Source organism: Aneurinibacillus soli, assembly GCF_002355375.1.
Taxonomy (GTDB): domain Bacteria; phylum Bacillota; class Bacilli; order Aneurinibacillales; family Aneurinibacillaceae; genus Aneurinibacillus; species Aneurinibacillus soli.
In genome coordinates this window covers 568,283-590,608 of the sequence record NZ_AP017312.1, presented here as the reverse complement: position 1 = coordinate 590,608, position 22,326 = coordinate 568,283, and the positions used below count along the sequence as shown (strand labels likewise).

The window sequence follows — 22,326 nt, the reverse complement described above, 5'->3', positions numbered from 1 at the left end:
GTACAAGCACGGGGCATTCTTTGGAAATCATACTACGCTATACTACAACTTCGAACCCGATTCAAAAATTTGCTGGAACGGGAAATTCGTATGGATGTACTGAATAACCGGGTCTGGCATCACACCAATCACTACAGTTCCGATGAATGTCAGCAGAACAACAACCGCGATCGGAGCTGGCACACGCAGTGGCGATTCTGTCGAACCTGGACGCATATACATCTGGCGAACGATACCAAAATAGTAGTAGTACGAGATCACACTTGTTGCCATCATAATCCCGGCTAGCCAGTATTTCATCAAGCCGACAGCACTCATAAAGATATAGAACTTCCCAAAGAAACCGGCAGAAAGTGGAATGCCCGCAAGCGAAAGTAGGAAGAATGTCATGGAAATCGACAACCACGGTGCCCGATGGTACAGGCCCGCAAATCCTTTCACATCTTCCGTTTGTTGATCACGATTTACGATCATAATGACCGCAAAAGCACCCATATTCGCCAGCAGATAAGCGATCAGATAGAACACCGTCTGATCCAACAAAAGACCAGTCAGAGATGCTAGAGGCACAAGTAGATAGCCTGCCTGCGCAATACCCGAATATGCCATCATTCGCTTCACATTAACCTGACGAAGTGCCAGTGTATTCCCGATAATCATGGAAGCTGCCGCAATGATCGAGATGTAGAGTGCCAGCTTACCCGCAATAATCGGCTGCTGCATACCCAGTTTGGCATCCACTTCAACAATGTTGATAAAGATTACGATAAACATACGCAGAATGATCGCAAACCCTGCTGCTTTGGATACAACAGACAGGAACGCGGTAATCGGCGTCGGCGCTCCCTGATACACATCCGGTGCCCACATGTGGAATGGCACAGCAGAGATCTTGAAAGCAAGACCCACAATCATCAGGAAGAACGCAAGATAGATTAGAAGATCAAAGCCGCCATAAAATGCATTTGGCAAGCGTTCTGCAATGGTATACAAATTCGTTGATCCGGTTATCCCATAGATAAACGACATGCCGTACAGGATAATCGCTGCCGCAATTCCACCGGATACGACATACTTAAACGCTGATTCGTTCGACTGAATATGATGCTTCCTCGTTCCTACTAATATATAGGAAGAAAGCGAGAGCAACTCCAGACCGACAAACAGCGTAATCAAATCTGCCGATGAGGCCATAATCATGGCACCAAGCAATGCAGATAGCAGCAAATAATAATACTCTCCGGAATACGGTACATTACGCGCTTCATCAATATAGCTAATCGAGATGAGCAGTACGCATGCCACACCACCGAGGAAAATCAGCTTAAAGGCATTCGCAAACCCGTCCAGGCGGTACATATCATTCATGATGGATACAACATTGTGCCCGGTATTTCGGATAACAAAATATCCGGCAAGAATGACACCTGCAAGCCCGATCCAGGCGAGAATGCGACGATCTGCTTTTTTGCCCATGAGTAAATCAATCAGCGACAGGAGTGTAGCAACACCAAGTATGGTAAACTCAGGACTCATCACTGACCAGTCATATTCGGCCAGAACCCCCCATTTACTATTCATCGGCTGAAACCTCCAATCCCTGACGCAATAGTTTGCAACGTCGCCTGCAGTGGTTCACTCAATACAGCCGGATAAACACCGATCAGAATGATTAAACTAAGCAAAACGACCATTGGAACAACTTCAATCGCCTGTGCATCTGCTAGACTCTCATGCTCCGCGTGCGTTGGACCAAACGTTGTCGCAAGTGTAGCTCGAAGCAAATAGACAGCTGTCAAAATAATCCCAATCGCACCGACTGCTGCGATTGCTGGTTTTGAACCGAACAGCCCAACAAACGCCAGGAACTCACTAATAAAACCAGACATTCCTGGTAGGCCCGCCGATGCCATCATTGCGGTCAGGAAAATCCCGCTAATAATCGGCATTGATTTTGCCAGACCCCCAAGTTTGCGGATATCACTTGTACCTGCACGTTCATGAACAAGCGAGACAAGATAGAACATAAGCGCGGCAATCAGACCATGCGATATCATTTGGAAAATCGCACCCTGGAGTCCCTGCGCATTGACTGCCGCAATCCCCAGAAGCACAACTCCCATATGGCTTACGCTGGAATATGCCAGCATTTGTTTCAGTTCATTCTGTACAAGTGCGAGCACAGCCCCATACAAAATATTAATCACACCAAGCACCGCAATCAGTGTGGCCAGTTCATTCATCCACTGCGGGAAGAAGCCCGCGTTCAGACGGATCAGCGCATAGCCCCCGATCTTAATCAGAACACCGGACGAAATCATAATAACCGCCGGATGACCTTCCTGATATGTTTTCAGCATCCACGTATGGAACGGTACGATTGGAATCTTGATGGCAAATGCAAGTAGCAGAGCCAGAAACAGTCCCAGACGAACACTATTCGGAATATAGCCCGGTACATCCGGAACATTAAATGGCGACATCGGACTGGTGAACAGCTCGGCAATTTTCGCGATGTTTAATGTTCCTGTCAGAACGAACAGGATAACAAATACGATCAGCATAATGGCAGAACCAACCCCGTTATACAACAGGAATTTGAACGCAGCCTTCTCGCGATCCACATAGCCCCAGATACCCAACATGAAGAACATCGGAATAATCGTAAATTCAAAGAAAATAAACAACTGGAACAAGTTCGCTGCAGTAAATACACCGAGCATGCCCATCTCTACGATCAGGAACAACACATAGAAGGTTTTCCAGCGTTTATCAATTGTCAGACCTACAACCGCTGCCATTGTGCTGATGATAGCTGTCAGCAGCACAAGCGGCATGGATAGCCCATCGACACCCATCTCAAAACGGATCGGGAGCGACTGCGTGTTGCTAAGCGGGATGTTAATCCAATTCATCTGCTGAACTAGCTGCAGCCCCGGTGCTGTCGAATCAAATCCTGTATACAGCATCAAAGCCAGTACAAGCGGAACAAGTGTCGCAAGAATTCCAATTGCTTTACTAGTGCCGGGCAGGTTTTTCGGAACGAACGCGAGCAGCAGCACACCCAGCAGCGGTGAAAACGTTAGGATTGTGAGAAAATAGTTCGCCATTGCTCTACGTACCCCCCTGCTATTGTCAAGCCGGCCAGAAGCAGCACCAGGCCGATAAAGGCAATCGTTCCATATGTCTGCACCTTACCATCCTGCATCCGCGCTCCTATGCCACCAATTCCTTGCGCAGCCCGCGCAACCAGACGCACCAGACCGTCCACAATCGCGTGATCAATCCAGTTCATCGCCTTGCCAAGTGCACGCAGCGGCTCAACAAATAGAATGTCGTAAATCTCATCCACGTAGTATTTGCGGAAGGACAGTCGATACAGCATACCTTCCTTGCCAGAAGGAATCCGTCCCTTCCCATACATCACCCAGGCCAGTGCAATACCGGCTACCGATACCGCAATCGCAAGAGCAGTCACCCACATCGGGCCGTGATGTTCGCCTCCGTGGCCGTTTGTATACAGTGTAAAATTATTTGTCAACCAGTCACCAAGCACCTGCTTCCACGGCGTATTGATCAGACCTGCCAATACAGCAAGTACCGCTAACACAAGCATCGGCACAGTCATCACAGATGGCGACTCATGCGCATGGCTGTTGTCTGTACGTGGTGTACCCGTAAAGGTGAGGAAGAACAGACGGAACATATAGAAAGCTGTGAACGAAGCCGCAATGACCGCCATAATAAACAGATCATAGCGTCCTGATGCGAGCGTCGCATTCAAAATTTCTTCTTTGGACCAGAAGCCCGCGAACGGCGGAATACCCGCAATCGCCAGACATCCAATTAAGAAAACAGTGCCGGTAATCCGCATCTTCTTCCACAGGCCACCCATCTCAAAGATGTCCTGGGTATGCACCGCATGAATAACGCTACCTGCTCCGAGGAACAGAAGGGCTTTGAAGAACGCGTGTGTCATCAAGTGGAACGTACCCGCTACATAACCTGCCGCACTTGCTGCACCAAGTGCTAGCATCATGTAACCGAGCTGGCTGACCGTTGAATACGCGAGCACACGTTTAATATCGCGTTGCGTCAAGCCAATGGAAGCGGCAAAAATAGCGGTAAATCCACCTACATAGGCGATCACTTCCGTCGCTACCGGCGATGCCAGATACAAATCGTACATGCGTGCTACAAGGTATACACCGGCTGCAACCATCGTAGCTGCGTGGATGAGGGCACTGACCGGAGTCGGGCCTTCCATCGCATCTGGAAGCCACGTATGAAGCGGGAACTGACCAGACTTACCCATGGCACCAACGAAGACAAGGATACCGATGAGCGTAATCTTCCACTCTTCAATACCACCAGCCTGAACTTTAGCGAAGATATCATCATAATTGAAGCTGCCAACCCACCAGAAGATCAGAGCAAGGGCGATGAAGAGCCCCACGTCCCCGACACGGGTCACGATAAAGGCTTTTTTGGCAGCCGCACGCGCTTCTGGCTTGAAGAAGTAAAAACCCACAAGCAGGAAGGAACATACCCCTACAAGCTCCCAAAATATGTACAACTGTAAAATATTTGGCGACAAGACAACGCCAAGCATTGAAAACGTGAAAAGTGCAAGATACTGGTAGAACACTGGAAATCTATCATCTCCGTGCATATAGCCTTTGGAATAAATATTAACCAATAGACTGACCAGTGTAACAATCACAAGCATCATAGCATTCAACTGGGTTACTTCATAACCCATTGTGATTTTCTGTCCGGCATATGTTAACCAGTTGAAGCTATTATTCAGATAATCCTCCGCTCCCCCGGCGAACCGCTCGAAAAAGACACGCAGCGCCACAATAAACGAAGCAGCCGTTGCGAGAATTCCCACATAGGCGGATGCTTCCTTGAGCTGTCGACCGAATGCGACCAGCAGCACGAAAGCCAGGAGCGGAAAGAGCGGGATGAGCCATGCATTTGCTAACATATCAGATCACCATTCCCCTTCCATTCTATCGCTTCAGTAAATCCATCTCGTCAACCTGAACCGTGTTGCGGTTGCGGTACAGGGCAATCAGGATGGCAATCCCCACGGCCGCCTCGGCTGCCGCCACCGTAATCGTAAACAGCGAGAATACCTGTCCGGCGATGTTGGCAAACAACCCGAATTTTGCAAATGTAACCAGATTGATGTTTGCCGCATTCAGCATTAACTCAATGCAGAGAAGCACCACAACTGCATTGCGCTTGGTTAAACATCCGTATAAACCGATACAGAACAGAATCAAACCGACTAGTAAATATGAGATAATCGGTACACTCATTCGTCGTCCGCCTCCTTCTTCGCGAGAATAATCGAGCCCACAAGCGCAACAAGAAGAAGTACAGATACGAGTTCAAACGGAATCATGTAATGCGTGAACATTTGAATCCCGATTTCTTTTACATTGTTCTGCTCCGAGAATGCTGCCGGCTCGCCACTCCACGGGGCACTGTACAACGTAAAGCCAACAATGATAAAAAATACAACGATCGCTAGACGAAGCAACTGCTTAGTCCATCCCGTCCGAACCATAACGTCCATTGCATCATGACGCGTCAGCATGATTCCGAACAGCATGAGAATGGAGATCGCACCGGAATACACAAGGATTTGTGTCATACCAACAAACTCCGCCTCAAGCAGAATGTACAGTCCAGCAATCCCGAGAAATGTAAACGCCAGGGATACTACCATGTGTACCACGCGCGTACTGCTGATCATGAACACTGCGCCCCCAATGGATAGCAGGGCAAGCACGAAAAATGCGATTACCTGTCCGCTCATTTAGGCTTCCCCTCCCCGTACATTGGTATTGTTATCATCAAGCCAGCGCAGGTTTTTAAACAGCTCATCGCGACTGTATGTGGCCAGTTCAAAGTTTGTGGTCATCACAATCGCCTCAGTCGGGCACACTTCCGTACACAGATCACACAGAATGCATAACTCGAAGTTAATGTCATACGTGTCGATCACTTTTCCTTTTTTATTCGGGTCTTCACTCTTCTTCCCGATCAGGTTGATACAACTCGTCGGACAGATGCGAGCGCACTGATTGCATACGATGCATTTTTCTGGTGCGAAATGCTGAATGCCCCGGAATCGTTCCGGCCATATCATCTCCTGATCCGGATACATGTGCGTTGCCTTTTTCTCTGTCATTTGCTTAAATGTATACGCCAGTCCTTTGGCAAATCTTAACATGCTATCACCCCTTCTACAGTACCGTCTTCAACACTGCAGTGATCAGGATATTCAGCAGCGCCACCGGCAGCAGAACTTTCCAACCCATCTGCATCAACTGGTCGACACGCATCCGTGGGAACGTCGCCTGCAGCCAGAAAATAAAGAATACAATGAAGGCAAACTTAAGTCCGAACCAGATAATACCTGGAATGAATGCCAGGAATTCAAATGGTGGCAGCCAGCCTCCGAGGAACAACACAGTCGTCAGTGATGCCATCGCAAAAATGTACACATACTCCGTCAACATAAAGAACGCCCAGCGGAAACCGCTGTACTCGACGTGATAGCCAGAGATGAGCTCGGATTCTGCTTCTGTCAGGTCAAATGGTGTCCGGCTTAACTCGGCGAGCTGAGCAATGATGAATACAACAAAGCCAAGAAATTGTGGAATAAAGAACCACATGCCCATCTCACGCTGTTTCTCTACGATATCAATCAAATTCAAGCTGCCTGTCATCAATACAACACCGACAACCGACATAACAAGCGGAATCTCGTAACTGATCATCTGTGCAGCCGAACGCATCGCACCGATAAGGGCCCATTTATTGTTCGACGCCCATCCACCCATTATGACTCCAAGTACGGTAATCCCCGATACCGCAATGTAATACAGCAGCCCTACTCCAATGTCTGCAAAGTGCAGATTTTCCGTAAACGGCATGACCGCAAGCACCGCGAACGCCGGTGTAAAAGCGATAACAGGCGCCAGAATAAAGAGCGGCTTGTCAACAGCCTTCGGGATAATATCTTCTTTCAATAATAGCTTCAGTACGTCTGCCACGGTCTGAAGAAGACCGAATGGCCCTACCCGGTTTGGACCGACACGCAACTGCATCCAACCAAGAATTTTACGTTGAAAATAGATCGAATACGTTACGAATCCCAGTACAATACCGAGCAATGCAGCCGCTGACAGAATAAAGACAAGGCCATTTTGTAAGCCCAATGCTTGTTGCAAATACGCATCCATTAACCGTCAACCTCCCCAAGTACAATGTCAATACTTCCGAGGATGGCTACCATGTCCGCAATATTCTGTCCCTGCATCAGCTTCGGAAGAATTTGAAGGTTGGCAAAGGATGGACGGCGGAATTTGATGCGATACGGTTTGTCTTTCCCGTTGCTTGCAATATAGCAGCCGATCTCGCCACGCGGTGCCTCCACTCTTGTAAATGCCTCACCCTGTGGGGCTTTAATGATACGCGGAACTTTGGCTATGATCTCGCCGCTATCCGGCATCTGCTTTAAAGCCTGCTCAATAATATTGAGGGATTCTACCATTTCACGGAAGCGGATCATATAGCGAGCAAAGCAATCCCCTGCTGTCTCTGTCGGGACTTCGAAATCAAACCGATCATAGATGGAATACGGCTGATCTTTGCGCAAGTCCCACTTCACACCCGATGCACGAAGCTGCACACCGCTCATGGAATATGCAATCGCTTCTTCTCTCGTAATAATTCCGACCCCTTTTACACGATTCTCAAATACTTCATTCCCTGTAACAAGTCCATGATAATCCTGAAGCTGCTTGCGCATATACGGCACGAACTCGTCCACTTTTTCAAGCCAGCCCTCTGGAGCATCCCATTTCACGCCGCCAACCCGCATATAATTGTACGTGAGGCGAGCACCTGAGATTTCGGTAAAGAAACTCAGGATTTTTTCCCGATCAACGAACGCATATAAGAGCGGGCTCAAGGCACCCAGGTCAAGCAAATATGTACCAAACCATAGCAAGTGGCTGGCTACCCGCTGCAATTCGAGCACGATCACGCGCAAGTATTCTGCACGTTCCGGGATTTCAAGCCCCATCATCGTCTCAACAGTGTGCACCATCATGTAGTTGTTCGACATCGCTGCGATGTAATCCATACGATCCGTATACGGGATAATCTGTGTATAGTTCAGGTTCTCAGCAAGCTTCTCGGTTCCACGATGCAAATACCCAATAATCGGAATACATTCGGTTATCGTCTCCCCGTCAATCTTGACAATCATCCGGAATACACCGTGCGTACTCGGGTGCTGAGGCCCGACATTCAGCAGCATTTCTTCTGTTCTGATTCCTGTGCTCTGGCTCACTGTCCTCACACCTCCCCGTCGTACTGTACATAGTCTTTACGCAGCGGGTACCCAACCCATGTTTCCGGAAGCATGATGCGTTTTAAGTTTGCATGTCCTTCATACACAATCCCGAGAAGATCGTACGTCTCCCTCTCGAACCAATCGGCACCTGGCCAGATCGGCATAACCGATGCAACATGCGGGTTATCGCGATCTACTTTTACTTTGATGCACACATTTTCTCCTTTTGTATAGGAGTACAAGTAAATAACCGATTCCATGTGCGTTTCATAATCCACGCCCAGACTAAGTGAAAGATAATCAAACGCGAGTTCTTCATGTTCACGAAGCAGGCGGGCAGTCTCAAAAAGACTCTCTTTCTTTACAACAAGCGTCGGAATGTGTTCACTCAGTTCATTAATGTACGAGTCTTCCAATACATCCTGACCCAGCTTCTGTGTTATAACTTTCACAATTTGATCCAATACGGGCTGTTTTGGTGATGGTTTTTTCGGTTCAGGCGGAGCTTCGTCTCCTCCAGCAGCACCGGCGGCTTTCGCTTTTGCGGCGGCAGCGGCGGCGGCTTTTGCTTTTGCGGCAGCAGCAGCTTTGGCCTTGGCGTCAGCATCTACATCTCCATCCGTAGTGCTGGCAGCCTTCGCTTTAGCAGCTGCAGCAGCCTTGGCTTTCGCGGCAGCGGCAGCTTTCTCTTCTGGTGTTGGCCTCTTTTTCTCTTCACTCATTCACCGGTCACCTTCTTCCCGGTCTTCGCTTCATAACGAATTTTTTCCTGTAGCTTGTTAATCCCATAAATTAAAGCAGGCGGACTTGGTGGACATCCCGGAATATAAACATCGACCGGAATAATCTGATCCACGCCTTTGACAACCGCATATGAGTTCACATACGGTCCCCCGGCTGTTGCACAGGACCCCATGGCAATAACCCACTTCGGCTCTGCCATCTGATCATACAAACGGCGTACAAGTGGGGCCATCTTCTTCGTTACTGTGCCCGATACAATCATACAGTCAGACTGACGCGGCGAAGCACGATAGAATACGCCAAATCGGTCCGTATCCCAGTTCGCACCCCCTGTTCCCATCATTTCGATTGCACAACAAGCAAGGCCGAATGTAAGCGGCCAGATCGAGTTGCTTCGTGCCCATGCTTTGAGCTGTTCAAATGTACTAAATACAACGTTGCGTTCTAACTCTTTTCGTTCTTCTAAGGTGATGCCCTCTAAATTCAGTTCCATTCCAACACCTTCTTTTTCCAGGCATAAACTAAACCAATGACAAGCAGGAAAATAAAGATCATCATTTCAACAAGTGCAAAAAGCCCAAGACTGTCAAAGGCTACTGCCCATGGATATAAGAAGACAGTCTCAACGTCAAACACAACAAAAAGCAAAGCGAAAATGTAGTATTTGACGTTAAATTGAACCCAGCTGGAACCGATCGGATCGACCCCGCTTTCGTACGTCTTTCTTTTCTCCTCAGTGGGGTTACTTGGCGCTAGAAGTCGTGCCAATGTAATCGCTACCACGGGCAGAATGATGCCTAAGAAGAGAAAAATGACAACAATCAGATAGTTGTTTGAATATAACGTTGCCATAACCTTCCCCCTACCCTAAAATTAATAAAAAATCAAGTTACAAAAATGTGTATATGAAAATTCCATACAATTATACCAAATGCATCTTTTACTGTCTAATAGAGGAATTAGCTGATCATATGGTACATTTGTATAGTAATTTTCCTATCAGAAAGGGTGTGAATTCATGTCAAAAACTAAAAAAATTCATATCGTTTTTGTTTGTCTTGGAAACATATGCCGTTCCCCTCTTGGAGAAGGTATATTTCGACATCTTGTAGAGAAAAGAGGGCTGTCTGAGTACTTTCATATTGATTCAGCAGGTACTGCAAGCTACCATACCGGTGAACGACCGGACCTTGGTTCCATACGGGCAGCAGCAAAGCACGGCGTGTCACTGGATGGACAGTATGCCAGACAGTTTACAGGGGAAGATTTGACCCGATGGGATTATATAATTGCTATGGATAGCTCTAATCACAGCAATATCTGCAAATTAGGTACTACAAGCGGAAACATTCATCTGCTACGTGAATTCGATCCGGAAGAACCCGGAGATGTGCCTGATCCGTGGGCCAAAGGGGATGATGCTTTTCTGGAAACATACGCAATCATTCATCGCTCCTGCATAGGCTTACTGGACCATATTATTCGTGTCCATTATATCACAGATTAGGCAATCTTTTTGATAGGAAGGAAAATAATTCATGAAAAAAGCCCCCGCTGTGTTTTAATCACAACGGGGGCTTTTTTACCTATTTACCTACAATGTTTAGACGGTTCATTGCACGTTGAAGCGACGACTGAGCGCGTTTAAAATCAACATTATCACGGCCACTTTCAGCAAGACGGCGTTCTGCTCGCTCTTTTGCAGCTGTTGCACGATTTACGTCAATTTCATCCGCTAGTTCAGCAGATTCAGCAAGAATCGTAATTTTATCTTTACGAACTTCCATCATCCCACCGCTTACAGCAATAATATCGTCTGCACCTTCATGCTTCTTCACCAGAACCGGAGCAATCTTCAACGGTGTAACCGTCGGAATGTGATTAGGCAGCACGCCTAGATCCCCTTCCATACCTCTGGCTACGACGATGCGTGCATCTCCGCGGTAGACAACCCGTTCTGGAGTAACGATTTCGACTGCAATTGTATTCATCTACGAAACCCTCCCCTTCGTCAGGGTTGAACTACATATTCTTAGCTTTTTCAACCGCTTCTTCAATCGCTCCTACATACAGGAACGCTGCTTCCGGAAGATTGTCATGCTTACCTTCAAGGATTTCCTTGAAGCTGCGAACTGTTTCTTTAACCGGAACGTATTTACCAGGCGCACCAGTAAACTGCTCAGCAACGTGGAACGGCTGAGACATGAAACGTTGAATTTTACGAGCACGGTTTACGGTTTGCTTATCTTCATCACTCAGCTCATCCATACCAAGGATCGCGATGATGTCTTGAAGTTCTTTATAACGTTGCAGAATAGACTGAACGCCACGCGCTACATCGTAGTGCTCCTGGCCTACAACGGCTGGAGACAGAATACGGGATGTAGAAGCAAGCGGGTCTACCGCAGGGTAGATACCAAGCTCAGAGATACCACGGTCAAGGTTGGTCGTAGCATCCAAGTGAGCAAATGTTGTTGCTGGAGCCGGGTCAGTATAGTCATCCGCAGGTACGTAGATCGCCTGAATAGACGTTACAGAACCTTTTTTCGTAGATGTGATACGCTCTTGCAGCTGACCCATTTCAGTTGCAAGCGTCGGCTGGTAACCTACAGCAGATGGCATACGACCGAGAAGAGCCGATACCTCAGAACCTGCCTGTGTAAAGCGGAAGATGTTGTCGACGAACAGAAGTACGTCACGACCTTCCACATCACGGAAATATTCAGCCATTGTCAGACCAGTCAGGGCAATACGCAGACGCGCACCCGGCGGCTCATTCATCTGACCGAATACCATGGATGTTTTATTAATAACGCCTGATTCAACCATCTCGTGATACAGGTCATTCCCTTCACGAGTACGCTCACCTACACCAGCGAAGATGGAATATCCACCGTGCTCTTGTGCGATGTTGTTGATCAGTTCCTGGATCAGTACGGTTTTACCTACACCGGCACCACCGAACAGACCGATTTTACCACCTTTTGCATACGGTGCAAGAAGGTCAACGACTTTGATACCTGTCTCAAGAACTTCATCTGCTGTAGACTGCTCTTCGAAAGCAGGAGCCTGGCGATGAATCGGATGGTATTCAACATCAGTTGGAGCGTCTTTCAAGTCGATCGGCTCACCAAGTACGTTGAATACGCGGCCGAGTGTTTTCTCTCCAACCGGTACAGAAATCGGCTTACCTGTGTCCGTAACTTCCATACCACGTACGAGACCATCTGTGGATGACATCGCAACAGCACGAACAACATTGTCACCTAAGTGAAGAGCAGCTTCGAGAGTAAGGTCAACAACCTTACCGTTTTCAAGTGTTCCATTTACTTTAATCGCATTATAAATCTCAGGCAGGTTTCCGCGTTCGAACTGAACGTCAACAACCGGACCCATTACCTGAAGGATACGTCCCTTGCTCATCTGTTTCCCTCCTATCTAACGCTTCGACCTATTCGAGCGCGTTGGCTCCGCCGACGATCTCCGCAATCTCTTGCGTAATCGCTGCCTGGCGGGCACGGTTGTAGAACAGTGTCAGGCGGTCAATCATATCTGACGCATTATCCGTTGCACTGCCCATCGCTGTCATCCGGGCACCCTGCTCACTTGCTTTCGCATCAAGCAGCGCACTGAAAATAAGCGTTTCTGCATATTTCGGCAACAGGTCGGCAAGCACTTCATCCGCAGATGGTTCGAAATCGTACGTTGGTGTTCCTTCTACTTTTTCGATACCACTAAGTGGAAGAAGTTGCACTTCAGTCGGCTCTTGCTGGATCGCGCTGATGAATTTGTTGTATACAAGATACAATTGATCAATCTGCTCATCCGCAAACAGCTGTACTGCTTTGCGCGTGACATTCTTAATGTCAGCGAATGTCGGTGAATCAGACAGGTTCACAACCTCTTCAATCACCGAGTAATTGCGCTTCTTAAAGAAGTCTCGTCCTCTACGACCCAGCACAATAATTGTATATTCGTCCTTGCTCGTATGACGCTCATCAATCGTCCGGGAAACCATGCGGAGCACGTTTCCGTTGTATCCGCCCGCGAGACCGCGGTCAGACGTAATCACGACATAGCCTGTCTTTTTGACAGGACGGCTTTGCAGCATCGGGTGCTTCGCGCCCGATGTGCCGGCAGCGATGCTCATAACGACCTCACGCATTTTGTCTGCGTACGGACGAGATGCCTCAGCGCGCTCCTGCGCACGACGCAGTTTCGCAGCTGCAACCATCTTCATCGCTTTCGTGATTTGACGTGTATTCTGGACGCTTTTGATACGCCCTTTTATTTCACGAAGTCCTCCGGCCACTTATGTTCACCACCTTTTTTTGTATCTGATCAAACTCGTATGACACGCAACGATTACTCGGATACAGCGAAGCCCTTCTTGAACTCGTTAATAGCTGCGTTCAATTGGTCTTCCGGTGGTAACTCTTTCGTGTTAACAATTGTGTCGAAGATCTCTTTTTTGTTATGTTCGATATAAGAGTGCAGTTCTTTCTCAAAGCGTTTAACATCGCTAACCGGGATATCATCAAGGAAGCCTTTTGTTGCTGCATAAATTGAAACAACTTGCTTCTCAACGCCCATCGGCTCGAACTGACCTTGCTTCAGAATTTCAGTTGTGCGCTCCCCACGGTTCAGACGCGCTTGTGTGGATTTGTCCAGATCGGAACCGAACTGAGCAAATGCCTGCAGCTCACGGTATTGCGCGAGGTCAAGTTTCAGGGAACCTGCAACTTTTTTCATCGCTTTAATCTGAGCGGAACCACCTACACGAGATACAGAGATACCTACGTTAACCGCAGGACGCTGACCAGAGTAGAACAGGTTGGATTCAAGGAAGATCTGGCCATCTGTGATCGAAATTACGTTCGTCGGGATGTACGCAGATACGTCACTACCTTGTGTTTCGATGAATGGAAGAGCTGTTAAAGAACCGCCACCCAGGTCATCGCTCAGCTTCGCAGCACGCTCTAACAGACGGCTGTGTAAGTAGAATACGTCCCCTGGATATGCTTCACGACCCGGCGGGCGTTTGAGAAGCAGGGAAAGTTCGCGGTATGCTGCCGCTTGTTTGGAAAGGTCATCGTATACGCAAAGAACGTGACCACCCTTGTACATGAAGTACTCACCCATCGATACACCTGCGTACGGAGCGAGATACAGCAGTGGAGCTGGATCAGATGCTGTAGCGGATACGATGATTGTGTACTCAAGAGCACCGTGCTGACGGAGTGTTTCAACTACGCCTGCTACAGTGGATTGTTTTTGACCGATCGCAACATAGATACATACCATGTTCTTGCCTTTTTGGTTGATGATTGTATCAAGTGCGATAGCTGTTTTACCTGTTTGACGGTCACCGATGATAAGCTCACGTTGGCCGCGGCCGATCGGAACCATCGCATCGATTGCTTTAATACCTGTTTGCAGTGGCTCATGAACGGATTTACGAGCCATTACACCTGGTGCTGGGCTTTCGATCGGACGGAATTCTGTCGTTTCGATCGGACCCATGCCATCAAGCGGCTGACCGAGCGGATTTACAACACGACCGAGCATTGCTTCGCCTACTGGAACCTGCATGATACGGCCTGTACGTTTTACTTCATCGCCTTCACGAATGTCTGTATAAGGTCCAAGAATTACGGCACCCACGTTATCTTCTTCAAGGTTTTGAGCCAAACCCATTATGCCATTTGTGAACTCAAGAAGTTCACCGGCCATAACGTTTTGTAAACCATGAACACGGGCGATACCGTCACCAACCTGGATAACTGTACCTACATCCACAACCTGGATGTCAGATTTGTATTTTTCAATCTGCTGTTTAATCAGAGAACTAATTTCATCTGGTCTGATTGCGCTCACCTTATGGTTCACCCCTATCTATCATACTTGGGCTTGCTTAATCTGCTGTGTAAAACGGGACAGTTTGCCTTTGATGCTGCCATCGTACATACGGTCACCGATACGAACCATCATGCCTCCAATGATCGAAGGATCAACTTTGGTCGTTACACGCAGCTTTTTGTTCAGCTTGGCGCCGAACTGGGCAGCAATTGCTTGCGCCTCTTCTTCTGTTAACGATTTTGCCGTTGTTACGATAGCGTCAGCATAGCCGCGCACTTCGTTGGCAAGTTCCGTAAAATTCTGTGCAATATCACTGAAGCTTTCTTCACGCCCACGATTGATTACCAGGCCTAAGAATATAAGTGTAGTCTCAGATACTTTGCCTGCAAACAGTGTGTTGAGCATGTCAGTTTTTTCAGCTGCCGTGATTTTTGGATGTGTCAGAATAGCTCTGAACTCTGCATCCTGAGCGATGATATCCGTGATTTGATTCAGTTCCGTTTCCGTCGTGTCAATCGTTTGATTTTCACTCGCTACTTCAAACAGAGCACGGGCATAGCGCTTCGCAACAGCACTCATACTTGACCGCCCACCTGTCTCATGAACTGCTCAATTGTATCCTGCTGTTCTGATTGAGACATTTCTTTCTCAATAATCTTAGAAGCAAGCAGTACAGACAGTCCAGCTACCTGATCACGAACAGATGCGATGGCCTTCTCTTTTTCACGGTTGATTTCGAGCTTCGCTTCTTCAACCAGGCGCTCTGCACGTTCCTGTGCAGCTACCACGATTTCTTGAGCTTCCACATCGGATTGTTTCTTCGCACGGTCAAGAATACTTTGTGCATCTTCACGCACTTTTTTCAGTTCAGCGCGTTGCTGGTCGAGTAAAGACGATGCTTCCGCATTCGCTTTCTCAGCAGCTGCGATTTTTCCTTCAATATGTTCCTGGCGCTTTTGCAAAATCGACATAGCCGGTTTCATTGCAAACTTAGAAACAAGCGCCAACAGAATCAGAAACATTACTACTTGAAATAGCAATGTACCGAGTTGGATATCCACAGTCCGTCACTCCTTTCCTGTAGCAGGAGAATTCACTTTAAGTACAAAAGGAAGGCGAAGGATAACGGCCCCCGCCTAATAAAATCATGTGTTTTAAAACGTTATGCCTGACTATTAGCCCAGACGGCCGAACAGCATGAAACCGATAGCAACGGCGATGATTGGAACCGCCTCTACCAGACCAAGACCAAGGAACATAAGACCCATGAGACCGCCACGAGCTTCTGGTTGACGAGCAACCCCTTCAATTGTACGAGAAACAACAAGACCGTTACCGATACCTGCGCCAACAGCTGCAAGACCAAAGATTAAACCTAATGCAATTGCGAAATCCATTATGATTTCCCTCCTCAACAAAGTATAAATAAATGATTGATAAATCTATTTTACAACGCGAAAAGCTACACTTTAGTGGTCATCCACAACTTTTTGCGAGATGTAAACCAGTGTTAATGTCGTAAAGATATACGCCTGAATCGAGCCTACGAATACAGAGTAACCCAGCCAGATCACAAGCGGAATACTCACAGCGGCAGCAGAGCCCGCCAGAAGGAAAGCAATCAGGACTTCACCGGCAAAAATGTTACCGAATAGACGAAGCGGAAGCGTTAATGGTTTGATGATAAACTCTTCCATCACGTGCAGGATAAACATAGCCGGACTTGGCTCAAACCAGTGCTTGACGTATTTACCCGGGCTTTTCTTGATGCCAAGGTAGTGTGCGTACAGCAGCACCATCAAGGCAAGACCGAATGTCACACTCGGAGATGCTGTTGGTGACTTGAACCAGGAAACCGTCACTTCTTTCACTGTATGTCCATCATGTGTAACCGCATGGCCATGTTGGTTGATGACTTCCTGGGTAATGCCAAGAGAAGGATTCGGTTCTGTATACGTAACGTTGAAGTTCGCCAGAACACCCATCTGGTTACTAATGAAGATGTACAAGAACAGTGTGATGCCAAGTGTAACAAATTTTGTACCCGTTTTCGCATCCATGAATTGGCCGGCGATTCCGCGAACGAAGTCGATAACCCATTCAAAGAAATTTTGCATGCCCCGCGGTACACCCGTGGTCATGTTTCTTGTACTAATTGTAACAAGGATAAGTACAAGGATTGAAGCTAAAACAGACATGAGCATAACCGGAATGTCAAATGTCATTCCTAATGCCTTAAACGTCGGAGAATAATGTTCCATCTTTTCTCATTCACCCCTTTCGCATACACGTTATTTTTGTTTAGTAGATATATAATAGTAAATCGTGACAAGCAACGTCAGGATCGGAACAGTGGGAAGACCCGCCACTACGCCGTAGAAGGAAAATAAATGAGGTAGCCGGAATGAAACATATACAGCAAACCCGGTCAGCAAAAATCTTGGCAGCATGCCCAAACCTCGCATGCGCCGCCCCGTATTAAGGGCGACTTCGCTTGCTTGCACTGTCTTTACATACAGAATAAAGCCGTTACACATGCTGACAAATATCCCAAGCAGCAATCCTTGGAAAAATACACGTTGCGGCATAAACAACCAGCAAACCACAACCATGGAGAACAACAGAAATATGTACCTCGCTATGGTGCGCATTGACAAAGAAAATTGTTCCATATCATTCTCCAAAGAACTGTTTAACCAGAAGATACAGACCGTAAACACCAAGTGCTAATCCGAACAATAATCCAATCAACATGAACCACGGTTCGGTTTTTAACCACCTATCGATCGCACTTCCAGCCCAAAAACCAAAAATAACAGAGGTAGCCATTTCTACCCCTATTGTTCCTACTAATGCAAAAGCCCGTAACGGTCGGTTCTGATCCTGTTTCAAAACAAGGTCCCTCCCATCCTTTTTGCTTTCACATGCCCATTTTTCCCAAAAAAAAATTTGACACAAACTGTCGAATTCCTTCAAAAAAGTGGTTAGAAACAACGCCCTTTTTGCATACGGTATACGTTGTCCCTAACCATAGTACTTAAGCTATCTACGTTTGTCAACAAGTTGCAACCTGTTTGTCACTTTTTCGACAAAACCATGCACTTCACATCTTGTAATCAGGTATATTATTCCATTTCGACGATCGTCGACACACCCTGCCCGCCACCGATGCAAAGCGTAGCCAGACCATAGCGGAGTTCACGACGTTTCATCTCATGCAGCAACGTAACCAGAATGCGCGCACCGCTCGCACCGATCGGGTGACCAAGTGAAATCGCGCCCCCATTTACATTCAGCTTCTCACGCGGAATGTTCAGGTCACGGCCTACCGCCAGCGACTGTGCCGCGAATGCTTCGTTCGCTTCTACCAGATCGATGTCTTCGATAGACAGGCCCGCTTTCTCCAGCGCTTTCTTCGTAGCCGGAACCGGACCAATCCCCATGATAGCCGGATCTACCCCTGCACTTGCATTGGCACGAACAACCGCCAGTGGTTTGATACCAAGCTGGTCTGCACGTTCACGGCTCATCAGTACAATGGCAGCCGCCCCATCATTAATGCCGGATGCATTACCTGCTGTTACGGTTCCCTCTTTCTTGAATGCAGGTTTCAGCTTACCAAGTTGCTCGGCTGTTATACCCGCACGCGGGAATTCATCTTTATCTACTACAAGTGGATCTCCCTTGCGCTGTGGAATTTCAACCGGAACAATCTCTTCACTGAATCGGTTTTCTTGAGTAGCTGCTTCTACTTTTTGTTGGCTCCATGCAGAAAATTCATCTTGCTCAGCACGCGTTAGTCCGTACTGCTCTGCAATATTTTCGGCTGTAATTCCCATATGATATTCGTTAAACGCACAGATCAGTCCATCGGTCAGCATGCTGTCAAGAACCTTCTGATCACCCATCCGGTAGCCTGTACGCGCTTTGGGCATCAGATACGGTGCCATACTCATGTTCTCCATCCCGCCCGCTACGACAACTTCAGCATCGCCATTTGAAATCGCCTGTGCAGCGAGATGAACCGCTTTGAGACCTGAGCCGCACAGCTTGTTAATCGCCATAGACGGTACTTCTTGCGGTAGACCCGCCTTAATTGCTGCCTGGCGAGCCGGACCCTGACCTGTACCCGCCTGCAGGATATTCCCCATAATCACTTCATCTACTTGATCGCCTGACACGCCTGCACGTTTCAACGCTTCTTTAATTGCAATTGCCCCTAATTCCGCTGCCGGAATACTGCTCAATGACCCCATAAAGCTTCCAATCGGCGTACGCACTGCACTAACAATGACAACATCACGATTATTCATGTTATGGTTCCCTCTCCCTCATCTTTATAGTGGAAATACGGTTACTATATTCGAGATTTGAAGATATGATTCCTGCTCAACTTCCAGAATTTAATGATAATTACATATTGTCAAGCAAGCGTTTGATCACGACAAGCGCTTCCGCCCGCGTTGCTGTACGAGTAGGTCCGAACCTTCCATCATCTCCCCCGCTCAAGTAGCCGAGCTCTGATAGAATACGTACGCTTTCTTTCGCATAGGAAGGGACTGCATCTTCATCTTTGTAGGCTGCTTTCTCCTTCGCCGTACCGTCTGATTTGCCATATCCCTGCTTTAGCGCGTTGTGCATAATAACAGCCATCTCAGCACGGCTGATCGGTTTGTCAGCCTGAAATGTTCCATCCGGGAATCCCGTTACGATTTTTTTCGCTACTGCTGCATTGACGGATGACTTTGCATAGGCAGGAATCTTATCTGTAAACGATGCAGCCTGTGCTTCTCCCGTTTTGGTCCAGCCAAACGCTCGATCCATGAATGTTACGAACTGTCCGCGCGTCACCGGAAGTTCAGGGCCCATCGTTGTCTGTGTCACCCCGCTTACGATGCCTTTGTTATACATGGCAAGCAATGTATCTTGTGCCCAGTGTCCTGCAATGTCTGTAAAACCACCCACGGATGGAGCCGGTGGCGGTGGCGGTGGTGTCACACCTACCGAACTACCACCACCTGGCTGCTCAAGCGAGAGATCATCGAAGTACAGGGTGCCTTTTGGTTCGAGTGTAGAATCTTCTTCATCTACAATATACAGACTGCGAAGGGAAACCGGATACGCCATACCTGTTGGGAAGCGCCCTTCTACCTCTTTCCAGTCACTCCAGTTCACTGGCTTCGCCAGATCTACATAGTAAATCTTGCCGTTCGCATCTTGTACTTCCGCACGAAGCCAGTGATTGCTAGCGTCGCCTTTTACCCAGATTTTCATCCCTAACGGTTTACCCGGTAGCGCAATAGTCGGAGCAAAGCGTCCATATGCAAACCGCATATCAATGTTCGAAGAATTTGTTAGATTGTAATCGAGACGCAACGATTTGCCTGACTGCGCCGGTTCTCCTTCTGTTGAGAGGCGGAACGAACCATCCGCACTAACCGCAGCCGGAACTGCCGTATACGTTAACCCTGTTGTCGTATCAAGATGGCTCCAGAGCGACCATGTTGTACCAACTGTTACTGGAATTTTACGTACGATATTTTTATAGGTCACAACCAGTTCACCGGATTTGTTCTCACTTCCCGCTGTAACAGTCAGTCCATTCACAACCCCAAGACCCGGAGTAAGTGACAGCTTCACCATATCCGGGGAAGCCGTATAGGTCTGCCCATTCTTCGCCTTCAGTGTTACGGTTACATTCGCCTGATCATTCGGGCGCAATCCGAGAGAACCCGGAGATACGATCATGTCTGCAACATCAAGCGATGCTACTGTAAGTGTGAGGTTTTTCTTTACATTGCCGTACTGTCCGGTAATCACAATGGAGCCACTTCGCTTCGGTGTAAATACGTTTTTGGTGAACGTACCATCTGCCGGATTAGCGGTCCATGTCATAAGCGACGGATCAAGTGCAAATGGCTGATAGTGTGTATCATACGCTTTCACTGTAATCGGTGTTGCTTTGCCCATTACAGTCTTTGTATCATTCGTAAAGAAAAAGTTAGAGAATTCACCCGCAGGTGCTGTATTAAAAATAGCCAGGCCTGTCGGCACGGCACGCATACTTCCACCCTTCGGCGTGTTCAACAATGTTGTCTGTGTATTGCCGAGTTGACGCGCTACCATGGTAGTAGAACCACCGCCGTCAAAGTTCGCCGCATTGTATGCACCAAGCTGCTTTAACAGCTGGGCCATCTCATCAAGTGTTATCCCTTTACTAGCAGATGACCCTTCTACCGCTACCATGTACACAGTTTTACCATCCTGTGAGATGCCAAATGCACTGCGCGGCTGGTAGCCACTAATGTAATCAGATGGAATATTCGTAAGAGCCTGCCCGTTCTTTACAAGTACGACATGCCCCCCTACTGCGCTTGTCAGCGTCCGGCCATCAAGCGGAATATCGGTCGTCGTCTGAAGCGTTACCGTTACCGGGTCCCCCACCTGGAAATGCTGCATCAAATACTGCTTGCCTGCGCCGTGTCCCCACAACACATAGCCACCTGTCGGGATGGTATAACCTGTCGGGTTACCCACACGCATATCTTTGACCATATCATCAACGACCAGGATTTCGACAGCATCGTCATATCCTTTAATGGCACCTAGACTTGTTGGACCGAAATCACGTGTATACAAATTGATTTTGTCCAAATGACTTTTGTCATTCGTCGGATTGTATTCTTCCTTATTCACACCTTGAATGACGCCGGTTGTTCCATCCTGAGCCTGCACCGTTCCCGTAAAGCCCAGATGCGACATAATCGCTGTTTTATCACTCAAAAGTCCGAATGAATACCAGCTATTGATTTTTCCCATGGACGATACGAGCTTACCTTCATCGAGTACGATGCCAAACGGCGCACCTTTGCGATCCATACGGAAAAAATCGGCGTTAATTGCCGCAATGGCTCCTTTTTCATCGGCCATCTTCTTAACATTCTGCCTTACCGTCACCTGTCCATTCGTGCCGTAAACTGGACCCACCTTCACATATTGATTGTTCAGGTCTGCTCGTGTCACATAAACAATCGAGCTTCTCCCCCCACTGACCAGCTTATACTTCTGCAGAACCGTGCCTTCCCCAATAATGGACTCTGAAAGCTTCTGCAATGACATGTCGGCAGCCTGTCCGACAGACGGCAACTGCAGGGCCATAATCATGGTCAGTGCGAACACGAGCCCTATAACCCTGCGTATGCGGTTTCCCATCATCTTTCTCCTCTCGTGTATGTATTGATCTATACGTTCTCCATCTGAATTAGACGCACAAAGGCTTCCATTTGTTTCTTAATGAGAACGAAAAAGAGAAAAGGAGGCTGTCCCAAAAGCCAGAACATGGC

The 22,326-nt window shown here is 47.8% G+C and carries 24 protein-coding genes; 1 reads left to right on the top strand and 23 read right to left on the bottom strand.

The features are described 5' to 3' along the window. Window positions 1-42: 42 nt before the first annotated feature. Genes nuoN through CB4_RS02995 form a run of 11 tightly spaced genes read right to left on the bottom strand, consistent with a single transcriptional unit; the run spans window position 43 to window position 9,976 of the window. The gene (gene nuoN, locus CB4_RS03045) at window positions 43-1,581 is read right to left on the bottom strand and encodes an NADH-quinone oxidoreductase subunit NuoN (protein ID WP_096463527.1); all 1,539 of its coding nucleotides are present in this window, start codon (window positions 1,579-1,581) and stop codon (window positions 43-45) included. Next, window positions 1,578-3,110, bottom strand: coding sequence for a complex I subunit 4 family protein (locus CB4_RS03040; RefSeq protein ID WP_096463526.1), 1,533 nt, complete (start codon window positions 3,108-3,110; stop codon window positions 1,578-1,580). Before CB4_RS03040 ends, nuoN begins: the two co-directional genes overlap by 4 nt. After that, a complete protein-coding gene (nuoL, locus tag CB4_RS03035; protein ID WP_096463525.1) occupies window positions 3,083-4,990 on the bottom strand; it encodes an NADH-quinone oxidoreductase subunit L in 1,908 nt (635 codons plus the stop codon). Before nuoL ends, CB4_RS03040 begins: the two co-directional genes overlap by 28 nt. 25 nt (window positions 4,991-5,015) lie before the next feature. Further along, a complete protein-coding gene (gene nuoK / locus CB4_RS03030) occupies window positions 5,016-5,327 on the bottom strand; it encodes an NADH-quinone oxidoreductase subunit NuoK (RefSeq protein ID WP_096463524.1) in 312 nt (103 codons plus the stop codon). Further along, window positions 5,324-5,830, bottom strand: a complete 507-nt coding sequence (locus tag CB4_RS03025; RefSeq protein ID WP_096463523.1) for an NADH-quinone oxidoreductase subunit J — start codon at window positions 5,828-5,830, stop codon at window positions 5,324-5,326. The genes nuoK and CB4_RS03025 overlap by 4 nt, the downstream gene beginning before the upstream one ends. Beyond that, window positions 5,831-6,247, bottom strand: coding sequence for an NADH-quinone oxidoreductase subunit NuoI (gene nuoI, locus CB4_RS03020; protein ID WP_096463522.1), 417 nt, complete (start codon window positions 6,245-6,247; stop codon window positions 5,831-5,833). 13 nt (window positions 6,248-6,260) lie between these two features. Beyond that, window positions 6,261-7,262, bottom strand: coding sequence for an NADH-quinone oxidoreductase subunit NuoH (gene nuoH / locus CB4_RS03015; protein WP_096463521.1), 1,002 nt, complete (start codon window positions 7,260-7,262; stop codon window positions 6,261-6,263). Next, window positions 7,262-8,344 (bottom strand): NADH-quinone oxidoreductase subunit D, encoded by a 1,083-nt coding sequence (locus tag CB4_RS03010; protein ID WP_096467606.1) that lies wholly within the window; start codon window positions 8,342-8,344, stop codon window positions 7,262-7,264. The genes nuoH and CB4_RS03010 overlap by 1 nt, the downstream gene beginning before the upstream one ends. 38 nt (window positions 8,345-8,382) lie before the next feature. Next, on the bottom strand, window positions 8,383-9,102 hold the full coding sequence (locus CB4_RS03005) for an NADH-quinone oxidoreductase subunit C (protein ID WP_096463520.1): 720 nt from the start codon (window positions 9,100-9,102) through the stop codon (window positions 8,383-8,385). Beyond that, window positions 9,099-9,617, bottom strand: coding sequence for a NuoB/complex I 20 kDa subunit family protein (locus CB4_RS03000; RefSeq protein ID WP_146226609.1), 519 nt, complete (start codon window positions 9,615-9,617; stop codon window positions 9,099-9,101). Before CB4_RS03000 ends, CB4_RS03005 begins: the two co-directional genes overlap by 4 nt. Continuing rightward, window positions 9,608-9,976 carry an NADH-quinone oxidoreductase subunit A gene (locus CB4_RS02995; RefSeq protein ID WP_096463518.1) on the bottom strand — a complete coding sequence of 123 codons (369 nt, stop codon included), beginning with the start codon at window positions 9,974-9,976 and terminating at the stop codon, window positions 9,608-9,610. The genes CB4_RS03000 and CB4_RS02995 overlap by 10 nt, the downstream gene beginning before the upstream one ends. Window positions 9,977-10,142: 166 nt before the next feature. On the opposite strand from CB4_RS02995, the gene CB4_RS02990 reads away from it, so the two are divergent. Next, a complete protein-coding gene (locus tag CB4_RS02990; protein ID WP_096463517.1) occupies window positions 10,143-10,631 on the top strand; it encodes a low molecular weight protein-tyrosine-phosphatase in 489 nt (162 codons plus the stop codon). A gap of 79 nt (window positions 10,632-10,710) precedes the next feature. Here the strand turns inward: CB4_RS02990 and CB4_RS02985 are convergent, their stop codons facing one another. The 12 genes from CB4_RS02985 to CB4_RS02930 form a co-directional block, all read right to left on the bottom strand. Then, the gene (locus tag CB4_RS02985; RefSeq protein ID WP_096463516.1) at window positions 10,711-11,115 is read right to left on the bottom strand and encodes a F0F1 ATP synthase subunit epsilon; all 405 of its coding nucleotides are present in this window, start codon (window positions 11,113-11,115) and stop codon (window positions 10,711-10,713) included. A gap of 31 nt (window positions 11,116-11,146) precedes the next feature. After that, the gene (atpD, locus tag CB4_RS02980; protein ID WP_096463515.1) at window positions 11,147-12,547 is read right to left on the bottom strand and encodes a F0F1 ATP synthase subunit beta; all 1,401 of its coding nucleotides are present in this window, start codon (window positions 12,545-12,547) and stop codon (window positions 11,147-11,149) included. Window positions 12,548-12,575: 28 nt separating this feature from the next. Further along, window positions 12,576-13,436 carry an ATP synthase F1 subunit gamma gene (atpG, locus tag CB4_RS02975; protein ID WP_096463514.1) on the bottom strand — a complete coding sequence of 287 codons (861 nt, stop codon included), beginning with the start codon at window positions 13,434-13,436 and terminating at the stop codon, window positions 12,576-12,578. 53 nt (window positions 13,437-13,489) lie between these two features. After that, on the bottom strand, window positions 13,490-15,001 hold the full coding sequence (gene atpA, locus CB4_RS02970) for a F0F1 ATP synthase subunit alpha (protein WP_096463513.1): 1,512 nt from the start codon (window positions 14,999-15,001) through the stop codon (window positions 13,490-13,492). Window positions 15,002-15,022: 21 nt separating this feature from the next. Further along, window positions 15,023-15,562 (bottom strand): F0F1 ATP synthase subunit delta, encoded by a 540-nt coding sequence (locus CB4_RS02965; protein WP_096463512.1) that lies wholly within the window; start codon window positions 15,560-15,562, stop codon window positions 15,023-15,025. After that, window positions 15,559-16,044 carry a F0F1 ATP synthase subunit B gene (gene atpF, locus CB4_RS02960; protein WP_231956130.1) on the bottom strand — a complete coding sequence of 162 codons (486 nt, stop codon included), beginning with the start codon at window positions 16,042-16,044 and terminating at the stop codon, window positions 15,559-15,561. The genes CB4_RS02965 and atpF overlap by 4 nt, the downstream gene beginning before the upstream one ends. 114 nt (window positions 16,045-16,158) lie before the next feature. Beyond that, window positions 16,159-16,380 carry a F0F1 ATP synthase subunit C gene (gene atpE, locus CB4_RS02955; protein ID WP_043067557.1) on the bottom strand — a complete coding sequence of 74 codons (222 nt, stop codon included), beginning with the start codon at window positions 16,378-16,380 and terminating at the stop codon, window positions 16,159-16,161. 72 nt (window positions 16,381-16,452) lie between these two features. Beyond that, the gene (gene atpB / locus CB4_RS02950; protein ID WP_172890761.1) at window positions 16,453-17,244 is read right to left on the bottom strand and encodes a F0F1 ATP synthase subunit A; all 792 of its coding nucleotides are present in this window, start codon (window positions 17,242-17,244) and stop codon (window positions 16,453-16,455) included. A gap of 30 nt (window positions 17,245-17,274) precedes the next feature. Beyond that, window positions 17,275-17,571 carry an ATP synthase subunit I gene (locus CB4_RS02945; protein WP_231956129.1) on the bottom strand — a complete coding sequence of 99 codons (297 nt, stop codon included), beginning with the start codon at window positions 17,569-17,571 and terminating at the stop codon, window positions 17,275-17,277. 85 nt (window positions 17,572-17,656) lie between these two features. Next, window positions 17,657-17,875: an AtpZ/AtpI family protein gene (locus CB4_RS02940; protein WP_231956128.1), complete on the bottom strand. Its 219-nt coding sequence runs from the start codon at window positions 17,873-17,875 to the stop codon at window positions 17,657-17,659. A 233-nt stretch (window positions 17,876-18,108) separates the two neighbouring features. Further along, window positions 18,109-19,296: an acetyl-CoA C-acetyltransferase gene (locus CB4_RS02935; RefSeq protein WP_096463510.1), complete on the bottom strand. Its 1,188-nt coding sequence runs from the start codon at window positions 19,294-19,296 to the stop codon at window positions 18,109-18,111. A gap of 100 nt (window positions 19,297-19,396) precedes the next feature. Next, entirely contained in the window at window positions 19,397-22,147 is a 2,751-nt protein-coding gene (locus CB4_RS02930) for a phosphodiester glycosidase family protein (RefSeq protein ID WP_231956127.1), read from the bottom strand. Window positions 22,148-22,326 lie beyond the last annotated feature (179 nt).